We start from the raw sequence: 20118 nt of genomic DNA on the forward strand, positions 1-20118 counted from the left end.
CCTCCTGTTCCCCATGGGAGGGCACCCGGCCTTCGGCCTGTTCAGTGCTTGTTCAGGACCAGAACTCGTTGTTCTTGTCGATGTCCTCGACACACTCGTCGAGGTCGGTGACCTTGTCCCCGACGATCCGGAAGATGATGCAGCCGGTGTCGTCCAGGTGCTTGCCGTTGCGGTCGGCCGTGAAGCGGGTCATGCCGACCGCGTGGCCGCGGCCGTCGACACAGACGCCGATCAGATCGGCACGCGCCGTCCCGTTGGTCTCCGTGCCGAGCCGCTCGTACATCTCGATGATCGAGTCGATCCCCTTGAAGTCGCCCGACAACGGGTGATCTCCGGGCACGTGGTGTGTGGCGTCCCCGGCGATCAGCCCGCGCAAGGTGTCCATGTCACCGCGCGAGAAGGCCTCGAATCCCTTGCGGACCAGCGCTGCGTGCGGGTGTTCAGCCATGGCCTTCGCCACCTCTCCGTCGCTTGGCGAGTACGGCTGACACTCCCGATTCTCCCTCCGGACTCCTCACGGGGCACAGTGGAGACATGGACGCGGACGACAGAGATGTGCTGGCCGGGGCCCGTGTGGCGACCCGCCTTCCCGCCCAGGACCTTGACCGGGCGCGGCGCTTCTACGCCGAGAAGCTCGGTCTGGAGCCGGTCGACGAACGGCCCGGTGGGCTGCTGTACCGCTGCGGCGGCGCGGAGTTCGTGCTGTTCCGGTCGACGGGGGCCTCGCCCGGCACCTTCACCCAGATGGCGCTGGAGGTCGGCGACATCGAGGCCGCCGTGGCGGAGCTCAAGCGGCGCGGCGTGGTCTTCGAGGAGGTCGACGTGCCCGGCTTCCGCACGGAGGGCGGGATCGCCGAGATCGAGGGGAACTACCCGAGCAAGGGCGCCCGGGGTGAGCGCGGCGCCTGGTTCCACGACAGCGAGGGGAACCTGCTGGGGATCGGTCAGCCCCTGTACTGAGTCCCGCGGCCTCAGCCCCGGCCCCGGGAGCGGGCCGCCCGCGCGATCGTGACCACCGCCTTCTCCAGGGCGTACTCGGGGTCGTCCCCGCCGCCCTTCACGCCCGCGTCCGCCTCGGCCACCGCACGCAGCGCCACGGCCACGCCGTCCGGGGTCCAGCCCCGCATCTGCTGCCGCACCCGGTCGATCTTCCACGGCGGCATGCCCAGCTCCCGCGCGAGATCGGCCGGCCGGCCGCCCCGCGCCGACGACAGCTTCCCGATCGCCCGGACGCCCTGCGCCAGCGCGCTCGTGATCAACACCGGCGCCACCCCGGTCGCCAGCGACCAGCGCAACGCCTCCAGCGCCTCCGCCGCACGCCCCTCGACCGCCCGGTCGGCGACCGTGAAGCTCGACGCCTCGGCCCGGCCCGTGTAGTACCGCCCGACGATCGCCTCGTCGATCGTCCCCTCGACGTCCGCGACCAGCTGCGAGACCGCCGACGCCAGCTCCCGCAGATCACTCCCGATCGCGTCGACGAGCGCCTGGCACGCCTCGGGCGTGGCGGACCGGCCCACCGCCCGGAACTCCTGCCGCACGAACGCCAGCCGGTCCGCCGGCTTCGTCATCTTCGGGCAGGCCACCTCGCGCGCCCCCGCCTTGCGCGCCGCGTCGAGCAGCCCCTTCCCCTTGGCCCCGCCGGCGTGCAGCAGCACCAGGGTGATCTCCTCGGCGGGCGCCCCGAGGTAGGCCTTCACGTCCTTGATCGTGTCGGCCGACAGGTCCTGCGCGTTGCGTACGACGACGACCTTGCGCTCCGCGAACAGCGACGGGCTCGTCAGCTCGGCGAGCGTGCCGGGCTGCAACTGGTCCGGGGTCAGGTCCCGTACGTCCGTGTCGGCGTCGGAGGCCTTCGCGGCGGCCACCACCTCCTGCACGGCACGGTCGAGCAGCAGCTCCTCCTGGCCCACGGCGAGCGTCACGGGGGCGAGAGGGTCGTCATTCGCAGTCTTCCTGGCCATCGCGACAAGCATCCCACGCGGCACTGACAACCAGGGCGACGGTTCTTGACCTGGCCTACGGTTCCTCCCGCCAGCCCTCCCACTCACCGGCGAACCGGTCCAGCTCCCCGGGATCCAGCCGCTCTTCCTCGTCCCTCAGGACGACCAGCCACTGCGCGTCCTCGGCGTCGTCCTCACCGGCCAGCGCGTCCCGCACCAGCTGCGGCTCCTCGACGACGCCGAAGCGCTCGGCGAGCGCCTGCACCACCTCTTCCGCCGCGTCCCTGTCGGGCAGCACCAGCACATGTCGCACATCACTCACGCGGGCCATTGTCCGACACCGGCTCACGACCCGGCCGCTCAGCCCTTGCGGACGACCTGCACGTCGAGGTCGACCTTGATGCTCGGTCCCACCACCGCGATGCCGCGGGCCAGCATCGTCTGCCAGCTCACCGTGAAGTCGTCCCGGTGCAGTTCGGTCGTGGCCCGGCAGGCTGCCCGGACCTCGCCCTCCATGCCGTTGCCCAGCCCCAGGTACTCCGTGTCCAGCGTGACCGTGCGCGTCACGCCGTGCAGCGACAGCGCCCCCGTCACCGCCCACCGGTTCCCGCCCTTGTGCACGAACCGTTCGCTGTAGAACTCGAGGGTCGGGAACTTGGCGACGTCCAGGAAGTCAGCCGACCGCAGATGGTCGTCGCGCATCCTCATGTTGGTGTCGATGGACGCCGCGTCGATCACCACGTGCATCGCCGACCGCTCCAGCGGCTCGCCGAGCCGTATGACGCCCGCGAAGGACTTGAACTGTCCGTGGATGCGGGCCATGCCGATGTGCCGCGCGGTGAACCCGATCGAGGAGTGCGCCGACTCGATCTCCCAGTCGCCGGGCTCGGGCAGCTCGGGCGGCCGGGCCACCTGGAGCGTCACGTCACCGAGCGAGGCGAGCGAGCTCTCGGCGACCTGCGTGGTCGCCCGGTACGGCGTGTACCCCTCCGCCGACACCGCGATCCTGTACTCCCCGGCGGGCACCGTCGTCATGAACGACCCGAAGGGATCCGCTCCGCCGCTGACCACCGGACGCCCCATGGTGTCGGTGACCGCGAACTCGGCATGTCTCACCGGCTCGTTGACGGGGTCGAGCACCCGGCAGGCCAGCACACCGGCGCTCGGCGGCGTCAGCACCGCCGCCAGGGGGCTCGTCCGTTGCACCCGGTTGGTTCTGCTTCCCAGCCAGCGGCCGATCATCTGGACACCTCGTCCGACTCGAAGTCAGCGGTTTGATCACTGTTCACCGAGGAGGCATTCGACCACCGATGGGGCTTTCGAGGCAACACGGGACCACATCACGGGAATCCAGCACCTGTGCTGGGACTACGCACGAGTAGCACCATGTGGGCCAAGTGGGGTGTCTGGCCCCTCTGCCCCTTCTGGTCCCGCCGCTCCCGGCCCGGCCCCTCCGGCCCGGATCAGCCGTCCTGGCCGGTGCCCCGGAGCGTCGGCACCGAGCCGAGCTCGATCCCGAACCGCTCCCGGTACACCCCGAGCACCTCCTCGTCCGTCCCCAGCTCCCGCTCCTCCCGGGTGCCGTCGGCCCCGGTCACCGTGAGCCTGCGGCCGCTGAGCGTGATCCTCCCTCCGTCCTCCGTGACCCGCGAGCAGACCAGCGACCGCGTGAAGTGCGACACCGGCGACGTGCTGTGCCACCACACCCCGGCCACGAAGTCCCCGAGCACCCGCGGCCGTACCTCCAGGCGGTACTGCGGCCTGCCGTCGCGGATCACGTCCAGGTCCGCCGCCTCCGCCGTGTCGTGCCCACCGCGCACCCCGGCCGCGTCCGGCTGGGCCTCGACGATCCGGAACGTGCCCCCGGGGTCCTCCTGTTCTCCCCTCTCCCCGAACACCAGCGGCAGGTGGCTGTGCGCCCCGAACCCGACGTCGGCCAGCCAGTCGCCCCCGTCCACCGTCCGCACCCGCAGCGCGAGATGGTCGTACGGGATCCCGAGCCGCTCCCCGTCCCCGTACACCCGTCCCGCGAGCAGCGCCACGTCGTACCCCAGCGCGGCGAGCAACGCCCCGAAGGCGCCGTTGAGTTCGTAACAGAACCCGCCCCGCCGGGCGCCCACCACCTTGTCCAGCAGCCGCTTCTCCTCCAGCACGATCTCCTCGCCGAGATGGATCGACAGGTTCTCGAACGGCACGGTCCTCAGGTGGCGCAGATGCAGTTCGCGGAGCACGTCGACGGTGGGCGACGCCGGGTGCTCGACTCCCAGACGGCGGAGATAGGCGTCAACCTGGCTTGAGTTCATGCCCTCAGTCTCGCGCCACCCTCAGCTCCCCGCCCCCTCCCACGACCGCCAGTGCGCCGTCGCGGTCCGTCCGCAGCACCATCGCACCCCCGGCGCGCAACGCCGCGACCGTGCCGGGCGCCGGATGCCCGTAGCTGTTGTCGGCACCGCAACTGATCAGCGCCAGCCGCGGGGCCACCCGGCCCATCAGGCGGGGATCCTGATACGCCGAACCGTGATGGGCGACCTTCAGCACGTCCACGCTCTCCAGCGCCTCGGCCGCCGGTGATCTCGCCAGCGCCCGCTGGGCCGGGGGTTCGAGGTCGCCGAGGAGCAGCAGGCGCAGTCCGGCCGACCGGACCAGCATGGCGACGCTGGCGTCGTTCGGCCCCTCCGGCGCCGGGTGGGCCGGGAGCACCTGTGGCTGCGGGCCCGGCGGAGGGCTCGGGGGCGGACTCGCAGGCGGCCACACCACCTGCCAGGACAACTCCCCCGCGCGGCGCTGCTCCCCGGCGGCGGCCCGCGTCACGGGAACCCGCCGGGCCGCCGCCTGTCTCCTGACGAACGCGGCCTGGTCCGAGGGCTCTTCGAAGCCGGTCGTCTCGATCGCGCCCACCGCCCGTCCGCGCAGCACACCGGGCAGGCCCGCCACGTGATCGGCGTGGAAGTGGGTGAGCACGACCAGCGGAATCCTCGTGATGCCGAGTGAGCGCAGGCAGTGGTCGACGAGCTGCGGATCGGGTCCCGCGTCCACCACCACACCGGCGCCCCCGCCCGCCGCGAGCACCAGGGCGTCGCCCTGCCCCACGTCGCACATCACCAGCCGCCAGCCGGGCGGCGGCCAGCCCTTGATCACCCGGGTCAGCGGCGGCGGCTGCACCATCACCAGCACCAGCACCAGGCCGCAGACCCCGCACCACCAGGGATGCCCGAGCAGCCGCCGCCCCACGAGCAGCACGACCAGCGTCACGGCAGCGAGCAGCGCCGCACCCGCCCAACTGCCCGGCCAGTCCACTCCCGCTCCCGGCAGCGCGGCCCCGGTACGGGCGACCTCCGCGATCCACTCGGCGGGCCACTGCGCACACCACGCCAGCGCCTTGGCCAGGGGCATCGCCATCGGTGCCGTGCCCAGTGCGGCGAAGCCCAGCACCGTGGCCGGAGCGATCGCGAACTCCGCGATCAGGTTGCACGGCACGGCCACCAGACTCACCCGTGCCGACAGCACGGCGACGACGGGCGCGCACAGGGCCTGCGCGGCGGCAGCGGCGGCCAGCGCCTCGGCGAGCCGCGGCGGCACCCCGCGCCGCCGAAGCCCTGCGCTCCAGCGCGGCGCGAGCGTGAGCAGGGCGCCGGTGGCCGCGACGGAGAGCAGAAACCCGTAACTCCGCGCCAGCCACGGGTCGTACAGCACCAGCAGCAGGACCGCCGTCGCCAGCGCCGGGATGAGTGACCTGCGACGGCCGGTCGCGAGGGCGAGCAGCGCGACGGCTCCGCAGGCTGCGGCCCGCAGCACGCTCGGGTCCGGTCTGCACACGACGACGAACCCGAGGCAGAGCACGCCCCCGAGCACGGCGGTCCCCCGCAGGGAGACACCGAGGCGAGGCGCGAGCCCCCGCCGCTCGACGTGCTGCGCCAGGCCCGGCGGCCCGAGCAGCAGGGCGAGCAGGATTGTGAAGTTGGCCCCGGACACGGCCAGAGTGTGGGTGAGGTCGGTCTCCTTGAAGGCCTCCTCCAGCTCCGGGGTGATCCGCGAGGTGTCCCCCACGACCAGCCCCGGCAACAACGCCCGGGCATCCGCCGACAGCCCGTCGGTCGCCTCCCGCAGCCCCGCCCGCAACCGCCCGGCGAGCCGCTGAGCGGCCGAGGGATCCCCGACCACGTCCGGTTCGGTCCTGCCCCGCACCCGCAGCACCGCCGCGATCCGGTCACCGCCCGTCATCGCGGGCGCCAGCCGCGCACTGACCCGCACCCGCGTCGACGGCAACAAGCCCATCCACGGCGACCGCACCGCCCCACCGGCAACAGACCGCCCGCCGTCGACCACCCCGGTTGCGGGTGCCGACCGTCCAGCCCCGGCCGTCCGGCCGGCCGACCCCAAGTCGACGATCATCAGCACCGGCGTCCGCGTCGCCACCGTCGCCCCGCCCGCCTCCTGGACGCGCCGCACATCGGCCTCGATCAGCACGGCGGTCGGAGCGACGTGATCGCCCCGGACCTTCGGCCGGGTGAGCCGGGGATCGGAGGTCAGCTCCAGCTCGGCGGTGACCGTCGCGTACTCCCGCGCCAGGCCAGGCACAGGTCCGCGGCGCAGATCCGCCCCATGCAGCCCGGCCGAGGCGGCAGCCGCGGCCGCGCACAGCAGCACGGCTGCGGCCGACGCTCGCGGCCAGGAGGCCCACCCCGCGCGCCGGGCGAGCGGCAGCAGACCGGCGGCGGCCAGACAGCCGGCCACGATGCCGAGGACCCACCCCGGCGACGCGTCCAGCACCAGCGCCGCCGTGCCCCAGGCCGCGAGGGCGGGTGGGACGAGCCGCAGGTCCGTGGGTCCTTCCTGCCTCGGACGGGAGCTGCCCAGCCGCTTGCCGGAGGAGGCGTGCACGGACGAACGGGCGGGCGGGGCCGGCTGGACGGGAAGCGCCGACCCGGCATCCGGTGCCGCCTCGTCCCGTCCCGTCGGCACGTCACGGGAGCTCCTCATGGCCGTACGAGATTCCGCAGGTCGGCGAAGCGGCGGTCGCCGATGCCGTTCACCTCGCGCAGCTCGTCCACGGATCGGAAACCGCCGTGCTGCGTGCGGTAGTCGATGATGTGCTGCGCCAGCACCGGGCCGACCCCCGGCAAGGTGTCGAGCTGGTCGGCGGTGGCCGTGTTGAGGGAGACGGGAGCCCCCGGCATCCCACCACCCGCCGCCACGCCGGCCGTGCCTCCGGCAGCCGTACCGCCCACCCCGGTCCCCGCAGCCGGGGCCTGAGTCGGGGCAGGTCCCCCGACGATCACCTGCTCTCCGTCCACGAGGAACCGGGCACGGTTGAGACCGTCGGTCTTCGAGCCGGGCTTCACCCCGCCCGCCGCGCGCAGCGCGTCCGCGACACGCGAGCCGGCCGGCAGCCGGTGAATTCCGGGTTCACGGACCTTGCCGCCGACGTCCACGACGATCTCGGCCGCACCTGTCGCCGCCTTCGCCGCCCCCGCGGGCGCACCCGCTCCTCGTTCCGGCTCGGCCTGTCCACCCTGTCCCCGCTCCTCGTAGGGTGCGGCCGCTCGCACCACCTCGGGCGGCCGTACGGACTGGGGGCGGCCCGCCCAGAAGTGCTGCACGGCGAACGCGGCGGCGACGACGAGCACCACCGTCAGTGCGAGCACGCTCCGCGGCTCCAGGCCACACCTCGCCTGCAACCACACAGGCATGCGCTCCCGCAGCGCGAGCCCGGCTCGCTCCCGCCAGGCCCCTTCCGCGAGGCGACCGTCCCCGCCGACTGTCCCGGCGCCCGCCCCACCATCGCCCCCGACGGGGACAGCGGCCTGCGGACCGGCCTCCGGCTGACCGGACCTCTGCCGCTCCCCGCCCCGTTCGGCATCCTCGCCGAACAGCACCTCCGCGCGCCGGCGGAGGTCCTCCGCCGAGGCGTGCCGATGCCGGGCCCGGCCGCGTGCGACAGGCCGGTGACGGCGGTGACGGACGCGGCCGTCGGACGCCGGTCCACGGCCCGGCCCGCTGGTCGCAGTCGCTGTGCGTGAACGTGATCGAAGTGCCATGCGACGAGGATCGGCCACCCCGGCACCCTCGCGATGATCTTGGTCAATTCCCGGGGACAACGGCCGGCTTGTGGATAACGCGGCCACTCACACGGGCGATCAGGGCCCGCTGTGACCGTTCACTGCGGCGAAACCACGACCCCCAGCAACCCGGGCCCCGTGTGCGCCCCGATCACCGCCCCGACCTCGCTGACATGCAGATCGGCAAGCCCGGGCACCCGTGCCCGCAGCCGGTCGGCGAGGGCCGACGCCCGGTCCGGGGCGGCGAGATGGTGGACGGCGACGTCGACCTGGGCGCTGCCCGCACGCTCGGCCGCGATCTCCTCCAGACGGGCGATCGCCTTGGACGCGGTCCGCACCTTCTCCAGCGGTTCGATGCGGCCGTCGGCCAGTTGCAGCAGCGGCTTCACCGCGAGCGCCGAGCCCAGCAGGGCCTGCGCGGCACCGATACGGCCGCCGCGGCGCAGATAGTCGAGGGTGTCGACGTAGAAGTAGGCGGACGTGCCCGCGGCCCGCTTCTCCGCGGCTGTGACGGCCTCGTCCATCGTGCCGCCCGACTCCGCGGTCTGAGCCGCGGAGAGCGCGCAGAAGCCGAGCGCCATCGCGATCATGCCGGTGTCCACCACCCGCACGGGCACCGGCGCCTGCCGCGCGGCGACGACGGCCGCGTCGTACGTACCGGAGAGCTCGGCGGAGAGATGGAGGGAGACGATGCCGGTGGCACCGGACTCGGCGACCTTGCGGTAGGTCTCCTCGAAGAGGGCGGGGCCGGGCCGCGAGGTCGTCACCGGGCGCCGCTTCTGCAAAGCCTGGGCGAGGGCACGGGTCGAGATCTCGGTGCCCTCCTCCAGCGCCCGGTCGCCGAGGACGACGGTCAGAGGTACCGCTGTGATGCCGTGGCGCTCCATCGTCCGGGCCGGCAGGTAGGCCGTTGAATCGGTGACGATCGCGACATGGCGGGACATGAGCTGGAGGTTACCTGCCGTAGTGCCCGTGCGGCAGCCCGGCCCCCGTGCCCTGTGACGCGAGTGGCCGGATCAAGTGGTGCTCTCGGGGCGGGGCTTCTTCTGCCAGGGGTAGGTCGGGCGCGGTGCCGACGGGCTGATGGCGGGCCGTGCCGGCTCGTGCGCCGGGCTCGACTGCGGCGTCTCCGGCCAGGTCTGCCCGGCCGTGGCGGCATCGGCGGCGGGAGCCTCGGGCCAGGGCGTCGCGGCGGACTGCGGCTTCGGCGAGGCGGCGGGCCGGGACTCCGGCTCCGTCATCCAGTGCCGCAGGGCCCCCGACTCCAGGTCGATCTGGGCGCTGAGCGAGTCCAGGTCGTCGTCCGCGAAGCGGCGGGCGCGGTCGCGAGCCGCCCAGCGCAGGGAGTCCGCGGAATGGGTGATGCGTTCGGTGCGCTCCCGCAGCTCGGGCAGCCGCTCGGCGAGCGCGGCGCGGTCGGGCTCGGACTCCAGGCGTTTCAGCTCGTCGTCCAGCTCGTGACCATGCGCACTGAGCCGTTCGAAGAGGCCGACGGACTCCTTCAGGGACGAGTCCTCGGCGACGGCCGCGTGCAGCGCTTCCTGGGTGGCACGCATCGACGTACGCAGTTTCAGCCGGAGTTGGGCGAGTTCTCCCGCGGCGCCCGGCTGGGCGAAGGACTTGGCGCGCAGGGTGTGGTCCTCGACCGTGCGGCGGGCCTGTGTGAGGCCGCGGTCCACGCCGCGCTTGGCGGCGCCGACCACCTTCACCGTGGCGTACGCCCCCAGCCCTAGAAAGAGCACGAAGAGCAGAGCGAATACTGCGATCACTGCTTCCACCGGCTCCTCCTCAGGGCGTCTCGGCACATCTCACGCCGCTCTTCAACGGTAAACGCAACAGGCAGGCCCGGAGTTCCAGAAAAACCCCGAACCTGCCCGTAGGGGACCACCCTGATGGAGGCCTGTCAGGCCCCGCGCTTACGCCGGAACGATGTTCACCAGCTTCGGCGCCCGCACGATCACCTTCCGGATCCCGGCCCCGCCCAGCGCGGCGACGACCTTCTCGTCGGCCAGGGCGACCTTCTCCAGCTCGTCCTCGGCGATCGACGGCGAGACCTCCAGCCGCGCCTTGACCTTGCCCTTGATCTGCACGACGCAGGTCACGGTCTCGTCGACCACGTACGCCGGGTCGGCCACCGGGAAGTCCTGGTGGACCACCGAGTCCTCGTGCCCCAGCTTGCGCCACAGCTCCTCGGCGATGTGCGGGGCCAGCGGCGCGACCATCAGCACCAGCGGCTCGGCGACGGACCGCGACACCGGCCCGCCCGCCTTGGTCAGGTGGTTGTTCAGCTCGGTGACCTTGGCGATGGCGGTGTTGAACCGCATGCCCTCCAGGTCCCCGCGCACACCGTCGATCGCCTTGTGCAGGGCGCGCAGCGTCTCCTCGTCCGGCTCGGCGTCGACGACGGTCACCTCGCCGGTCGCCTCGTCGACGATGTTGCGCCACAGCCGCTGCAGCAGCCGGAACTGGCCCACCACCGCGCGCGTGTCCCAGGGCCGGGAGACGTCCAGCGGGCCCATCGCCATCTCGTACAGCCGCAGCGTGTCGGCGCCGTACTCGTCGCAGATCTCGTCCGGAGTGACCGCGTTCTTCAGGGACTTGCCCATCTTGCCCAGCAGCCGGGAGACCTTCTCGCCCTGGTAGTAGTAGGCGCCGTCGCGCTCCTCCACCTCGGCGGCCGGCACCGCGATGCCACGGCTGTCGCGGTAGACGTAGGCCTGGATCATGCCCTGGTTGAACAGCTTGTGGAACGGCTCGGCCGAGGAGATGTGCCCCAGGTCGTACAGCACCTTGGACCAGAAGCGGGCGTACAGCAGGTGCAGCACGGCGTGCTCGGCGCCGCCGACGTACAGGTCCACACCGCCGTGCGGCCGGCCCTCGCGCGGGCCCATCCAGTACCGCTCGATCTCCGGGTCGACCAGCTTCTCGGAGTTGTGCGGGTCCAGGTAGCGCAGCTCGTACCAGCAGGAACCGGCCCAGTTGGGCATGGTGTTGGTCTCGCGGCGGAACGGGCGCGGACCACGGCCGTCGCCCAGGTCCAGGGTGACGTTGACCCAGTCCTCGTTGCGGGACAGCGGCGTCTCGGGCTGGGTGTCGGCGTCGTCCGGGTCGAAGGTGCGCGGCGAGTAGTCCTCGACCTCGGGCAGCTCCAGGGGCAGCATCGACTCGGGCAGCGCGTGGGCGATGCCGTCCTCGTCGTAGACGATCGGGAAGGGCTCGCCCCAGTAGCGCTGCCGGCTGAACAGCCAGTCGCGCAGCCGGAAGTTGACGGTGCCCGCGCCGATGCCCTTGCTTTCCAGCCATTCGGTGATGCGCGCCTTGGCCTCGGCGACGCCCAGGCCGTCCAGGCTGACCTCGTCGTTCGACGAGTTGATGATCTTGGCGTCGTAGGAGGAGAAGGCGTCCTCCCACGTCGCGGTGTCCGTACCGCGGCCGTCGGTCGGCTCGACGATGCAGGTGATCGGCAGCTCGAAGGCGCGGGCGAACTCGAAGTCGCGCTGGTCACCGGCCGGAACGGCCATGATCGCGCCGGTGCCGTAGCCCATCAGCACGTAGTCGGCGATGAAGACCGGGACCTGTTCGCCGTTGACCGGGTTGGTCGCGTACGCGCCGATGAAGACACCGGTCTTGTCCTTGGCCTCGGCCTGCCGCTCCACGTCGGACTTGGACGCGGCCTGCGCGCGGTAGGCGGCGACGGCCTCCCCGGGGGTCGCGTGGCCGCCGGTCCACACCTCGTGGGTGCCCTCCGGCCAGGCGGCCGGGGTGAACTTCTCGACCAGCGGGTGCTCGGGCGCCAGCACCATGTAGGTCGCGCCGAACAGGGTGTCCGGGCGGGTGGTGAAGACGGTGATGCGCTCGCCGTCGATGGGGAAGTCGACGCGGGCGCCCTCGGAGCGGCCGATCCAGTTGCGCTGCTGCAGCTTGATGGCCTCGGGCCAGTCCAGCTCCTCCAGGTCCTCCAGCAGGCGGTCGGCGTAGGCCGTGATGCGCATGTTCCACTGGCGCAGCTTGGCCTTGAAGACCGGGAAGTTGCCGCGCTCGGAACGGCCGTCGGCGGTGACCTCCTCGTTGGCCAGCACCGTGCCCAGCCCGGGGCACCAGTTGACCGGCGCGTCCGAGGCGTAGGCCAGCCGGAACTCGCCCAGGACGTCGGCCTTCTCGGCGGCGCTCAGCTCGCTCCACGCGCGCGTGTGGCCCGGTACGGGCCGCTCACCCGACTCGAACTGGTCGATCAGCTCGGAGATCGGGCGGGCCTTCCTCGCCTCGTGGTCGTACCAGGAGTTGAAGATCTGCAGGAAGATCCACTGGGTCCACTTGTAGTACTCCGGGTCGATCGTGGCGAACGACCGGCGCTTGTCGTGGCCCAGGCCCAGCCGGCGCAGCTGGGACTTCATGTTCTCCATGTTGGCTTCGGTGGACACGCGCGGGTGCGTGCCGGTCTGCACCGCGTACTGCTCGGCGGGCAGGCCGAAGGCGTCGAAGCCCAGGGTGTGCAGGACGTTGTGGCCGGTCATGCGCTGGAAGCGGGCGAAGACGTCCGTGGCGATGTAGCCCAGCGGGTGGCCGACGTGCAGGCCCGCACCCGAGGGGTACGGGAACATGTCCATGATGAATTTCTTGGGCTTGGCGGCGGTCTCCCGGTCGCCCGCCAGGTCGCCCTTGGGGTTGGGCGCGCCGTAGGTGCCGTCGGCGTCCCAGAAGTCCTGCCAGCGTGCTTCGATCTCGGCAGCCGTCGCGGCCGTGTAGCGGTGCGGCGCTGCCACCTCGGAGGCGGCAGCGGGGTTCGTCTCGCTCATGATCCTCAAAGCTCCATCGATCGTCTCTGCCTGCGGCTGTGTCGTTCGAGAAACGAAAAATCCCCTCGCACAGGAGGGGACGCCGCGCCGATTCCGGCCACTCGACTCGTCCGGTGGCCGGGACTGATCAGCGCGGCCCGCTAAGCAGAAGGCGTACGGCACGCATGGCGTTAGGGTACCGCAGCCCCCCAGCGCGCCGCGACGCGCTTCCGGGGGGCCGTCCCGCACCCAAAAAAGCTGAACGAGGGTCAAAAGTTACTTCGCGTAACAGCCGCTAAGGGACATCACAACAGCCACATTGTCCTTTGATAACAACGCAATAACTCAAACCTCGTACCCATCGGTATGGCGCCGCTTAGAGTGCGGCAGCGGGACCGCTTTCCCGAACCGCTCGGAGTTGCCCCCATGAACCCTCATCGCAGTAACACCTCGCTACACCCGGTCACCGGGATGCGGGGAGGCCGGCCGTGACGAACTACGACTCCACCGTGGACGACTCGTTCGCCGACTTCCTCAACTTCGGCGCCGGCGTGCTGGCCCTCGTGTGCCTTTCCTGCTCGGTGATCTGGGGGCTGGTCGCCCAGGACCGGATCCTGCTGGACACGCGCAGGCGCATCCTGGCGCAGGCCGTGCACCGGACCACGGCGGTCGCCTCGATCGTCTTCCTCCTGGTGCACATCGGGGTCAAACTGGCGCTCGCCCACACCACGTGGGTCGCGGTGTTCATCCCCTTCGGGCTCATCGCCAGCGACAACGACGAGCTCATGGGCCGGTCGTTCCTCGTCGGCCTCGGCACCCTGGCCAGCATGCTCATGATCTTCGTGGGCGTCACGGGCGTGCTGCGCAACCGTTTCGCGTCCCCGGCGCCCGTCGCGGCCCGCTGGCGGGCCATGCACATGCTGGCCTACCCGGCCTGGTGCGCCGCCCTGGTCCACGGCCTCTACGCGGGTCGCTCGGCCAAGCCGATCTTCGTCATCCTGTACTGCCTGTCCCTGGCCGGTGTGGCCGGAGCCCTCGCCCTGCGCGCCGCTCCGCGCCCGGTCAAGCGCAAGGTCGCCGACAAGTTCGTCCAGTTCATCGGCCCCGGGGAGGGCCTGGGACGCAGGGACCTGGAGGAGAGCCGGGCCCGGGCGGGCACGGGCTCCGCGCTGCCCGGCTACGAGAGCCGGGACGTGCCCGTGGGGGCCGCGGCCTCCTCCTCGGGGCCGCTATACGAGAAGGCGGAGCGCGCCGCGCCGCAGGAGTCCACGAACGGCTTCGCCGCGGCCTACCGGGCCGTCTCGAGCCCGCCCCTGGGCCAGCAGGCGTTCGCTCCGGGGCCGACCGACCGCACGGAACTGCCGCTGGACATGCAGCCCACCCAGACCATCCCGACCGTGGACGGCCCCTCCAGCACCTCGGGCAACTGGCCGATCCCGTCCCCGCCGCCGGTCGGCGAGGCCCCGCCGTCGGCCTACGACCCGCTCCAGGACACGGGCTTCAACATCCCGCCCTACGACCCCCTGCAGGACACCGGACAAAGCATCCCGGCCTATGGCAATCCAGGCACCGCCGGCTATGGATCGAGTGACGTGTACGACACGGGTGAGACGAACGCCGTCTACGACACGTACTACCCGAACGACACGTACAACAGCGGTCCCGCCACTGAAACACTGCCCGGTGCGTCCTACGACTTCGACGCACCGGGATCGGGCGAACCTTGGAACACGCCTTCCGGAGGCTTTAAGTGAACGAGGCTTTGCCTGACGTACCCGAAGTCCGCGTGGTCGGTCTTCCCCAGCTCACGTCTGGCTTCGACCTTGTCGATCGGCTCGATCTGCCCATGCACCTGAAGGTGCACGGGCCGCTGGAGCCGATGGGCGGCGAGCAGCTCGCGCAACTCGCCGAACGCATCAACCTGAAGGGCCGCGGCGGCGCGGGTTTCCCCTTCCACAAGAAGCTGCGCTCGGTCGCCGAGGCGGCGATCAAGCGCGGCGTCCGGCCGGTCGTCGTCGTGAACGGAAGCGAGGACGAGCCGGCCTGCCGCAAGGACACGGTGCTGATCAACCGCGCTCCGCATCTGATCCTGGACGGCGCGCTGCTGTGCGCCGAGGCCCTGGGTGCCCGCACGCTCGTGGTGGGGGTCACCCGTGAGTCGACCCAGCGCTCGATGGAGGCCGCGCTCGCCGAACGCGGGCTCAGCAACGGCCGCAGATCGGCTCTCCGCGCGCGTGTGCAGCGCAACCCGGTCCGTATGGTCACCGGCGCCGCCGCGTCGCTGATCCGCTCCATCGACGGCGGCCCGGCCATCCCGCCGGGCCGCAAGGTCAGCGCCTCGCAGAACGGCGTCGGCGGGGCGCCCACATTGCTGTCCAACGCCGAGACCTTCGCCCAACTGGCCATCGCCGCCCGCATCGGCCCGGAGCGCTACGGCAACACCGGCCTGTACGACGAGCCGGGCACGGTCATGCTCACGGTCTCCGGTGCGGTCGCCCGCCCCATGGTGATCGAGGTCCCGACGGGCGTGCCGCTGCGCTACGTCCTCCAGCTCGCCGGCGCCCCGCCGGTGCCCCAGGGCGTGCTCACCGGCGGCTACCACGGCAAGTGGATCGACGCGGCGACGGTCAACGAGGCGATCGTCTCGCGCAACTCCCTGGACGCCGTGGGCGGTGCGCTCGGCGCCGGCGCGATCCTGCCGATCACTCAGGACACCTGCCCGCTGGGCGAGTCACTGCGCGTCGCCCAGTGGCTGGCGGAGGAGAGCGCGGGCCAGTGCGGCCCCTGCTACCTCGGCCTGCCGGCCGCCGCGCGCGGTCTGGAGGACATCCTCAACGGCGGCGGACCGGCCGCCCTGGAGGCCCTCAAGCAGGTCGCCAAGAACGTGAAGCGGCGCGGCGCGTGCTCGCACCCGGACGGCTCTGCGATGTTCATCGAGTCGACCATCAAGGCTTTCACCGACGACCTGGCCGCCCACGTCCTCGGGAACGGCTGCGGACGGCCCGTGGAGGGCGTGCTGCCGCTCTTCGAGGGCGGCAGGGCCCCTACGGGCATCCCGGGCGGCGGCGAGTCCGAGGAGAACGGCCCCAGCCGCCAGAAGATCTACGTCGACTGGACGCTGTGCCGGGGCCACGGCCTGTGCGCGGACATCCTCCCCGAGGTGTTCCAGCTCGGCGCCGACGGCTTCCCCACCGTGGCGCAGGCACAGGTGCCGCGGTACGCCGAGGCCAAGGCTCTCCGCGCGGTGCGCCGCTGCCCCGCGCTGGCCCTGCGGATCGAGGAGGACACGCGCGCTCAGGGCGGCGCGCCGTCCCGCAACCTCCCGGTCCTGTCCCAGGGCCGCGGCCGCCGCGCTCTCGGCCGCTGACCAGACGCGTACGGCGGGCTTCCCCCAGGGGAGCCCGCCGTAGGCGTATACGGACACACGCACGGGCACCGCACACGAAGAAGGCGGGCCATCCGATCGGATGGCCCGCCTTCTTCTCATCTGCTGTGGAGCTAAGGAGAATTGAACTCCTGACCTCCTGCATGCCATGCAGGCGCTCTACCAACTGAGCTATAGCCCCTTGCTGCGCCCCTCCGGGTTTCCCCGGCGGCGACGCCAACATTACTGGTCCTCCGGGCCCAACACCAAATCGATTTCGCCTCGCACGAAGATGCCCGTTATGCCGGATTCGCACCGGCCTTGCGGGGCTATGCCGTGACGAACGAATAGAACCGCTTGAGCGTGCAGTGCTCCTCCAGAAGCCGACCGTAGATCGGCTCGCCCTCCAGCTCGCGGTACGTCACGATCGGGTCGCCCTTTATGATCAGCGCCCGCGCGCACTCCTCGCACCAGTACTGGTAGTCGGGATTGATCGGCTCCATGTCGCGGACGATCGGAGTCCCGCTGCCACACCAGTCGCATTTCCGCCTGTGTGCACCCATCGATCAGCTCCAGCTGTGGCCGCAGGCCGTGCACACGTAGGAGATCCCGCCGTTGTCGCCGAGCATCTGGGCCACGTGCGCGGATCCGCAGGAAGGGCAGCTGAGGCGGGTGGACATGTCCCGTGTGAATGCTGCTCCGAGGAGGTGGTCGACCTCCTGGATGCTCGCAGGCATCGCTACTCCTCCCGTCGGGCCGCGCCCCCTTCCGGCCGTTTGATTCTGCCACGACCGGACCAATACGGTCAGCGACGCCTCAGTACCAGTCCGGACACGGCAACCCGGCGGGGCCGTAGAGGTATACGCCTCAGGGTGCCCCGGTGACTCAAGAGGGAGCATGAAAAATCCCGCCCCCTGACGGGAACGGGATCTTCGCGTGGAGCTAAGGAGAATTGAACTCCTGACCTCCTGCATGCCATGCAGGCGCTCTACCAACTGAGCTATAGCCCCTCGTGTTCTTCCCGGCGGGCCGGGCGAACAAGAAGAACTTTAGCCTGCGACCTGCCGGAAAGTGAAATCCGGGGGTCAGTCGTCGTCGCCGAGCACCGGTTCCGGCAGGGTGCCGGCGTTGTGCTCCAGCAGGCGCCAGCCGCGGGCGCCTTCACCGAGGACGGACCAGCAGCAGTTGGAGAGTCCGCCGAGGCTCTCCCAGTTGTGGGAGTCCAGGGCGAGGAGGCGGCCGATGGTGGTGCGGATGGTGCCGCCGTGGCTGACCACCACGAGCGTGCCGTCCTGGGGAAGCTTCTCGGCGTGCCGCAGCACCACGGGGGCGGCGCGGTCGGCGACCTCGGTCTCCAGCTCGCCCCCACCGCGGCGCACCGGCTCGCCGCGCTTCCACGCGGTGTACTCGGCGTCGTACCGGGCGATGATCTCTTCGTGCGTCAGACCCTGCCAGGCGCCCGCGTAGGTCTCGCGCAGCGCCTCGTCGTGGGTCACGTCGAGATCCGTGAGCGCGGCGAGTTCGGCGGCCGTGTTCGCGGCCCGCTTCAGGTCGGACGCGACGATCGCGTCCGGCTTCAGGGCGACCAGCAGCCGGGCCGCGCGCCGGGCCTGGGCGACGCCGGTCTCGGTGAGCTCGACGTCCGTGGTGCCCTGGAAGCGGCGCTCCACGTTCCACGCGGTCTGCCCGTGCCGCCAGAGGATGATGCGGCGGCCCCGGCCCTTGCCGGCGGACGCCTCACTGGAGGTCACCGCCAGTCACCGTCCAGCTCCGCCGCCTCCTCGGCCGCTTGCAGCTTGGCGTGCTCCTCGGCCTTGCCGCGGGTGGCCTTGGCGTCCTCGGGGAGCTCCAGCTCGGGGCAGTCCTTCCACAGCCGCTCCAGGGCGTAGAAGACGCGCTCCTCGCTGTGCTGGACGTGGACGACGATGTCGACGTAGTCGAGCAGCACCCAGCGTGCTTCACGGTCGCCCTCGCGGCGCACCGGCTTGGCGCCGAGTTCCTTGTTGAGGCGCTCCTCGATCTCGTCGACGATCGCCTTGACCTGGCGGTCGTTGGGTGCGGAGGCCAGCAGGAAGGCGTCCGTGATGGACAGCACGTCACTGACGTCGTAGGCGACGATGTCGTGGGCCAGCTTGTCGGCGGCCGCCTGGGCGGCGGTGTTGATCAGCTCGTGAGAGCGGTCGGTCACGGTCACTACAAGGCTTTCGGTCGGCGGGCACTTGCCCCCAAGGGTCTCACGGACCGCCGCGCGCCCCCCACGCGATTGCGTGGACCACGTGGGGAGCACACTCCTGCCGGCTAGTCGGACGACGGCTTGTAGTCCTGGCCGAGGACGACGGCGACGTCGGCGCTCGCCGAGATCCGGCCCTTGGTGACGGAGCCCGCGGGCAGGCCCAGGGTCTTGGCGACCTCGGCCGCGTTGGCCTTGTCCGCTGCGTCGGCGTAGGTGACCTTGGACGTGGCCCGGGCGGAGCCGGCCGTGCCGCCCTCCAGGAAGGTGAAGCCGCCGTTGAGGAGCACGACGCGGGCCTTCTCCGTGTTGTCCTTCACGCCGCTGGCGTTCTGGACGGAGACGCTGACGGCGGCGTCCTTGTCGGGGCTCTTGGCCGTGCCGCCGAGGACGTTCTCGACCACGCCCGCACCGGCCTGGGCGCTGAGCGTGCCGTCGGCCTGGACGGGCAGCAGGTCCGTCCGGTAGTCGCCGCCCTTGGCGAGGTCGGAGAGCCCGGCGAGGAAGGAACCGAGGTCCTTGTCGGTCAGGGACGGGTCCAGGATCTGCGCCAGGGTCTGGATCGTGGTCGTCGCGGCCTGCGGGTCGGAGGACATCTTGCGCAGGACGCCCTGCAGGACCTGTCCGAAGCGCTCCAGCTGGGCGTCCTGGGCCTCGCCGGGTGCGCGGTAGGTGGCGTAGGCGACGGCCATCTTGCCGCTGAGAGTCTGGGCCTTGCCCTTGCTGACCAGGGGGGCCTCGCCCTTCTTCTTGGCGTCGGGGTCGGGGACCTCGGCGTTGGTGTCCACGTCGATGTTGCCGATGAGGTCGACGAGGTTCTGCAGGTAGGGGGTGTCCAGGCGCCAGGTGCCCTCGATGTCGGTGCCGAGGACCGTGTCGAGCGCGTCGCGGGTGCCGTCGGAGCCGTCGTCCTCGACCGACTTGGCGAGCGTCGTCGTGGTGCCGTCGTCGCTGGTCAGGGCGAGGGAGTTGGGCAGCAGGACGGTGGTGCCCCGCTTGGTGGTGGTGTTGTCGACGAGGAGGGCCGTGGCGGTGCCGCCGCCCTTGGTGTCGTGCAGGTGGACGACGATCACGTCGCGCTTCTGGGCGCCCGCGGCCGTCGCCGTGCCCGTCGCGGAGTCGTCGGAGGGCAGGCCGGGCAGCTTCCCCGCGTACCAGAGGTAACCGACGCCGCCGACCGCGGCGAGCGCGAGGACGACGACCAGGGCGACGATCCGGCTGCGGGCGCGGCGCCGGGCCTCCTCGCGGCGCTCGGTGCGGTTCTCGGTGAACTTCAGCCAGTCGATGACGTCTTCGGAGTTGTCGTCGGGCTCCTCGACGAAGGCGAACTGCTCGGTGTGGTAATCCCGCTGGGGGCCGCCTCGGAGGTCCTCGTCGTCGGCCGGGCCCGCCTGCTGGGGGATGTGGGCGGTCTGTTCGGCGACGCGGGGCTGCCGGGCCGTACCGGCGCCGGCCGCGGCCTGGCCATAGGGCTCGCGAGACGCGGTGCCGCCCTGCTGCCCGGCGGCGTAGGGGTCGTAAGGGCCGTAGCCGGCCTGCCCGCCCGTGCCGTAGTCGTACGCGGGCGGGGACTGCTGCCCGGCCGTGGCGTACGGGTCGTAGCCGTAGCCCTGCTGTTGCTGCTGGGCGTACGGGTCGTACGCCTGCTGCTGGGTCTGGACCTGCCGGTAGACAGGCCGGCCGTACTCGTCGTAGCCGACGAGTTCGTACTGGTCGCCCCCGTACCCCGGGTCGTATCGGTCGTTCACCG

General features: G+C 71.6%; 18 protein-coding genes and 2 tRNA genes. 3 read left to right on the forward strand and 17 right to left on the reverse strand.

Annotated elements, in window-relative coordinates; all coding sequences use genetic code 11:
• Positions 1 to 52 precede the first annotated feature (52 nt).
• A complete protein-coding gene (locus QF034_RS13145) occupies positions 53 to 448 on the reverse strand; it encodes a nuclear transport factor 2 family protein (protein WP_307175135.1) in 396 nt (131 codons plus the stop codon).
• Between the two features lie 86 nt (positions 449 to 534).
• On the opposite strand from QF034_RS13145, the gene QF034_RS13150 reads away from it, so the two are divergent.
• Positions 535 to 960 (forward strand): VOC family protein, encoded by a 426-nt coding sequence (locus QF034_RS13150; RefSeq protein WP_307175136.1) that lies wholly within the window; start codon positions 535 to 537, stop codon positions 958 to 960.
• 11 nt (positions 961 to 971) lie between these two features.
• On the opposite strand, the gene holA is transcribed toward QF034_RS13150, so the two are convergent.
• From holA to leuS, 9 genes are all read right to left on the reverse strand, one after another.
• Positions 972 to 1961, reverse strand: a complete 990-nt coding sequence (holA, locus tag QF034_RS13155) for a DNA polymerase III subunit delta (protein WP_208641572.1) — start codon at positions 1959 to 1961, stop codon at positions 972 to 974.
• A gap of 55 nt (positions 1962 to 2016) precedes the next feature.
• Positions 2017 to 2262 carry a hypothetical protein gene (locus QF034_RS13160; RefSeq protein ID WP_086561908.1) on the reverse strand — a complete coding sequence of 82 codons (246 nt, stop codon included), beginning with the start codon at positions 2260 to 2262 and terminating at the stop codon, positions 2017 to 2019.
• Positions 2263 to 2300: 38 nt separating this feature from the next.
• A complete protein-coding gene (locus QF034_RS13165) occupies positions 2301 to 3182 on the reverse strand; it encodes a YceI family protein (protein WP_307175137.1) in 882 nt (293 codons plus the stop codon).
• 221 nt (positions 3183 to 3403) lie between these two features.
• Entirely contained in the window at positions 3404 to 4243 is an 840-nt protein-coding gene (locus QF034_RS13170; RefSeq protein WP_307175138.1) for an arylamine N-acetyltransferase family protein, read from the reverse strand.
• 4 nt (positions 4244 to 4247) lie between these two features.
• Positions 4248 to 6920 carry a ComEC/Rec2 family competence protein gene (locus QF034_RS13175; protein WP_307175139.1) on the reverse strand — a complete coding sequence of 891 codons (2673 nt, stop codon included), beginning with the start codon at positions 6918 to 6920 and terminating at the stop codon, positions 4248 to 4250.
• The gene (locus QF034_RS13180) at positions 6917 to 7978 is read right to left on the reverse strand and encodes a ComEA family DNA-binding protein (protein WP_307175140.1); all 1062 of its coding nucleotides are present in this window, start codon (positions 7976 to 7978) and stop codon (positions 6917 to 6919) included. Before QF034_RS13180 ends, QF034_RS13175 begins: the two co-directional genes overlap by 4 nt.
• Before the next feature lie 119 nt (positions 7979 to 8097).
• A complete protein-coding gene (locus QF034_RS13185) occupies positions 8098 to 8943 on the reverse strand; it encodes a DegV family protein (protein ID WP_307175141.1) in 846 nt (281 codons plus the stop codon).
• Positions 8944 to 9015: 72 nt separating this feature from the next.
• A complete protein-coding gene (locus tag QF034_RS13190) occupies positions 9016 to 9777 on the reverse strand; it encodes a hypothetical protein (protein WP_307175142.1) in 762 nt (253 codons plus the stop codon).
• A 138-nt stretch (positions 9778 to 9915) separates the two neighbouring features.
• Positions 9916 to 12795, reverse strand: a complete 2880-nt coding sequence (gene leuS / locus QF034_RS13195; RefSeq protein ID WP_307175144.1) for a leucine--tRNA ligase — start codon at positions 12793 to 12795, stop codon at positions 9916 to 9918.
• A gap of 467 nt (positions 12796 to 13262) precedes the next feature.
• On the opposite strand from leuS, the gene QF034_RS13200 reads away from it, so the two are divergent.
• Both QF034_RS13200 and QF034_RS13205 read left to right on the forward strand, forming a co-directional pair.
• Entirely contained in the window at positions 13263 to 14528 is a 1266-nt protein-coding gene (locus QF034_RS13200) for a ferric reductase-like transmembrane domain-containing protein (protein ID WP_307175145.1), read from the forward strand.
• Positions 14525 to 16141, forward strand: a complete 1617-nt coding sequence (locus tag QF034_RS13205) for an NADH-quinone oxidoreductase subunit NuoF family protein (protein ID WP_059416958.1) — start codon at positions 14525 to 14527, stop codon at positions 16139 to 16141. The genes QF034_RS13200 and QF034_RS13205 overlap by 4 nt, the downstream gene beginning before the upstream one ends.
• 126 nt (positions 16142 to 16267) lie before the next feature.
• On the opposite strand, the gene QF034_RS13210 is transcribed toward QF034_RS13205, so the two are convergent.
• The 7 genes from QF034_RS13210 to QF034_RS13240 form a co-directional block, all read right to left on the reverse strand.
• Positions 16268 to 16340, reverse strand: a tRNA-Ala gene (locus tag QF034_RS13210).
• Between the two features lie 127 nt (positions 16341 to 16467).
• Positions 16468 to 16701 (reverse strand): hypothetical protein, encoded by a 234-nt coding sequence (locus QF034_RS13215; protein WP_086559315.1) that lies wholly within the window; start codon positions 16699 to 16701, stop codon positions 16468 to 16470.
• A gap of 3 nt (positions 16702 to 16704) precedes the next feature.
• Positions 16705 to 16875: a hypothetical protein gene (locus tag QF034_RS13220; RefSeq protein WP_107400425.1), complete on the reverse strand. Its 171-nt coding sequence runs from the start codon at positions 16873 to 16875 to the stop codon at positions 16705 to 16707.
• A 200-nt stretch (positions 16876 to 17075) separates the two neighbouring features.
• A tRNA-Ala gene (locus tag QF034_RS13225) sits at positions 17076 to 17148 on the reverse strand.
• A gap of 75 nt (positions 17149 to 17223) precedes the next feature.
• Positions 17224 to 17895, reverse strand: a complete 672-nt coding sequence (locus QF034_RS13230; RefSeq protein WP_307179865.1) for a histidine phosphatase family protein — start codon at positions 17893 to 17895, stop codon at positions 17224 to 17226.
• Positions 17886 to 18332: a ribosome silencing factor gene (rsfS, locus tag QF034_RS13235; RefSeq protein WP_307175146.1), complete on the reverse strand. Its 447-nt coding sequence runs from the start codon at positions 18330 to 18332 to the stop codon at positions 17886 to 17888. The genes QF034_RS13230 and rsfS overlap by 10 nt, the downstream gene beginning before the upstream one ends.
• 104 nt (positions 18333 to 18436) lie before the next feature.
• Positions 18437 to 20116, reverse strand: coding sequence for an LCP family protein (locus QF034_RS13240; protein ID WP_307175147.1), 1680 nt, complete (start codon positions 20114 to 20116; stop codon positions 18437 to 18439).
• Between the last annotated feature and the right edge of the window lie 2 nt (positions 20117 to 20118).

Source organism: Streptomyces africanus (assembly GCF_030816955.1).
Classification (GTDB): domain Bacteria; phylum Actinomycetota; class Actinomycetes; order Streptomycetales; family Streptomycetaceae; genus Streptomyces; species Streptomyces africanus.

Coding starts and splice junctions, on each gene's coding strand:
- QF034_RS13180 (WP_307175140.1), bottom strand. CDS start 7,978: ATGGCACTTCGATCACGTTCACGCACAGCGACTGCGACCAGCGGGCCG.
- holA (WP_208641572.1), bottom strand. CDS start 1,961: ATGGCCAGGAAGACTGCGAATGACGACCCTCTCGCCCCCGTGACGCTC.
- QF034_RS13220 (WP_107400425.1), bottom strand. CDS start 16,875: ATGCCTGCGAGCATCCAGGAGGTCGACCACCTCCTCGGAGCAGCATTC.
- QF034_RS13170 (WP_307175138.1), bottom strand. CDS start 4,243: ATGAACTCAAGCCAGGTTGACGCCTATCTCCGCCGTCTGGGAGTCGAG.
- QF034_RS13150 (WP_307175136.1), top strand. CDS start 535: ATGGACGCGGACGACAGAGATGTGCTGGCCGGGGCCCGTGTGGCGACC.
- QF034_RS13175 (WP_307175139.1), bottom strand. CDS start 6,920: ATGAGGAGCTCCCGTGACGTGCCGACGGGACGGGACGAGGCGGCACCG.
- leuS (WP_307175144.1), bottom strand. CDS start 12,795: ATGAGCGAGACGAACCCCGCTGCCGCCTCCGAGGTGGCAGCGCCGCAC.
- QF034_RS13145 (WP_307175135.1), bottom strand. CDS start 448: ATGGCTGAACACCCGCACGCAGCGCTGGTCCGCAAGGGATTCGAGGCC.
- QF034_RS13215 (WP_086559315.1), bottom strand. CDS start 16,701: ATGGGTGCACACAGGCGGAAATGCGACTGGTGTGGCAGCGGGACTCCG.
- QF034_RS13185 (WP_307175141.1), bottom strand. CDS start 8,943: ATGTCCCGCCATGTCGCGATCGTCACCGATTCAACGGCCTACCTGCCG.
- QF034_RS13165 (WP_307175137.1), bottom strand. CDS start 3,182: ATGATCGGCCGCTGGCTGGGAAGCAGAACCAACCGGGTGCAACGGACG.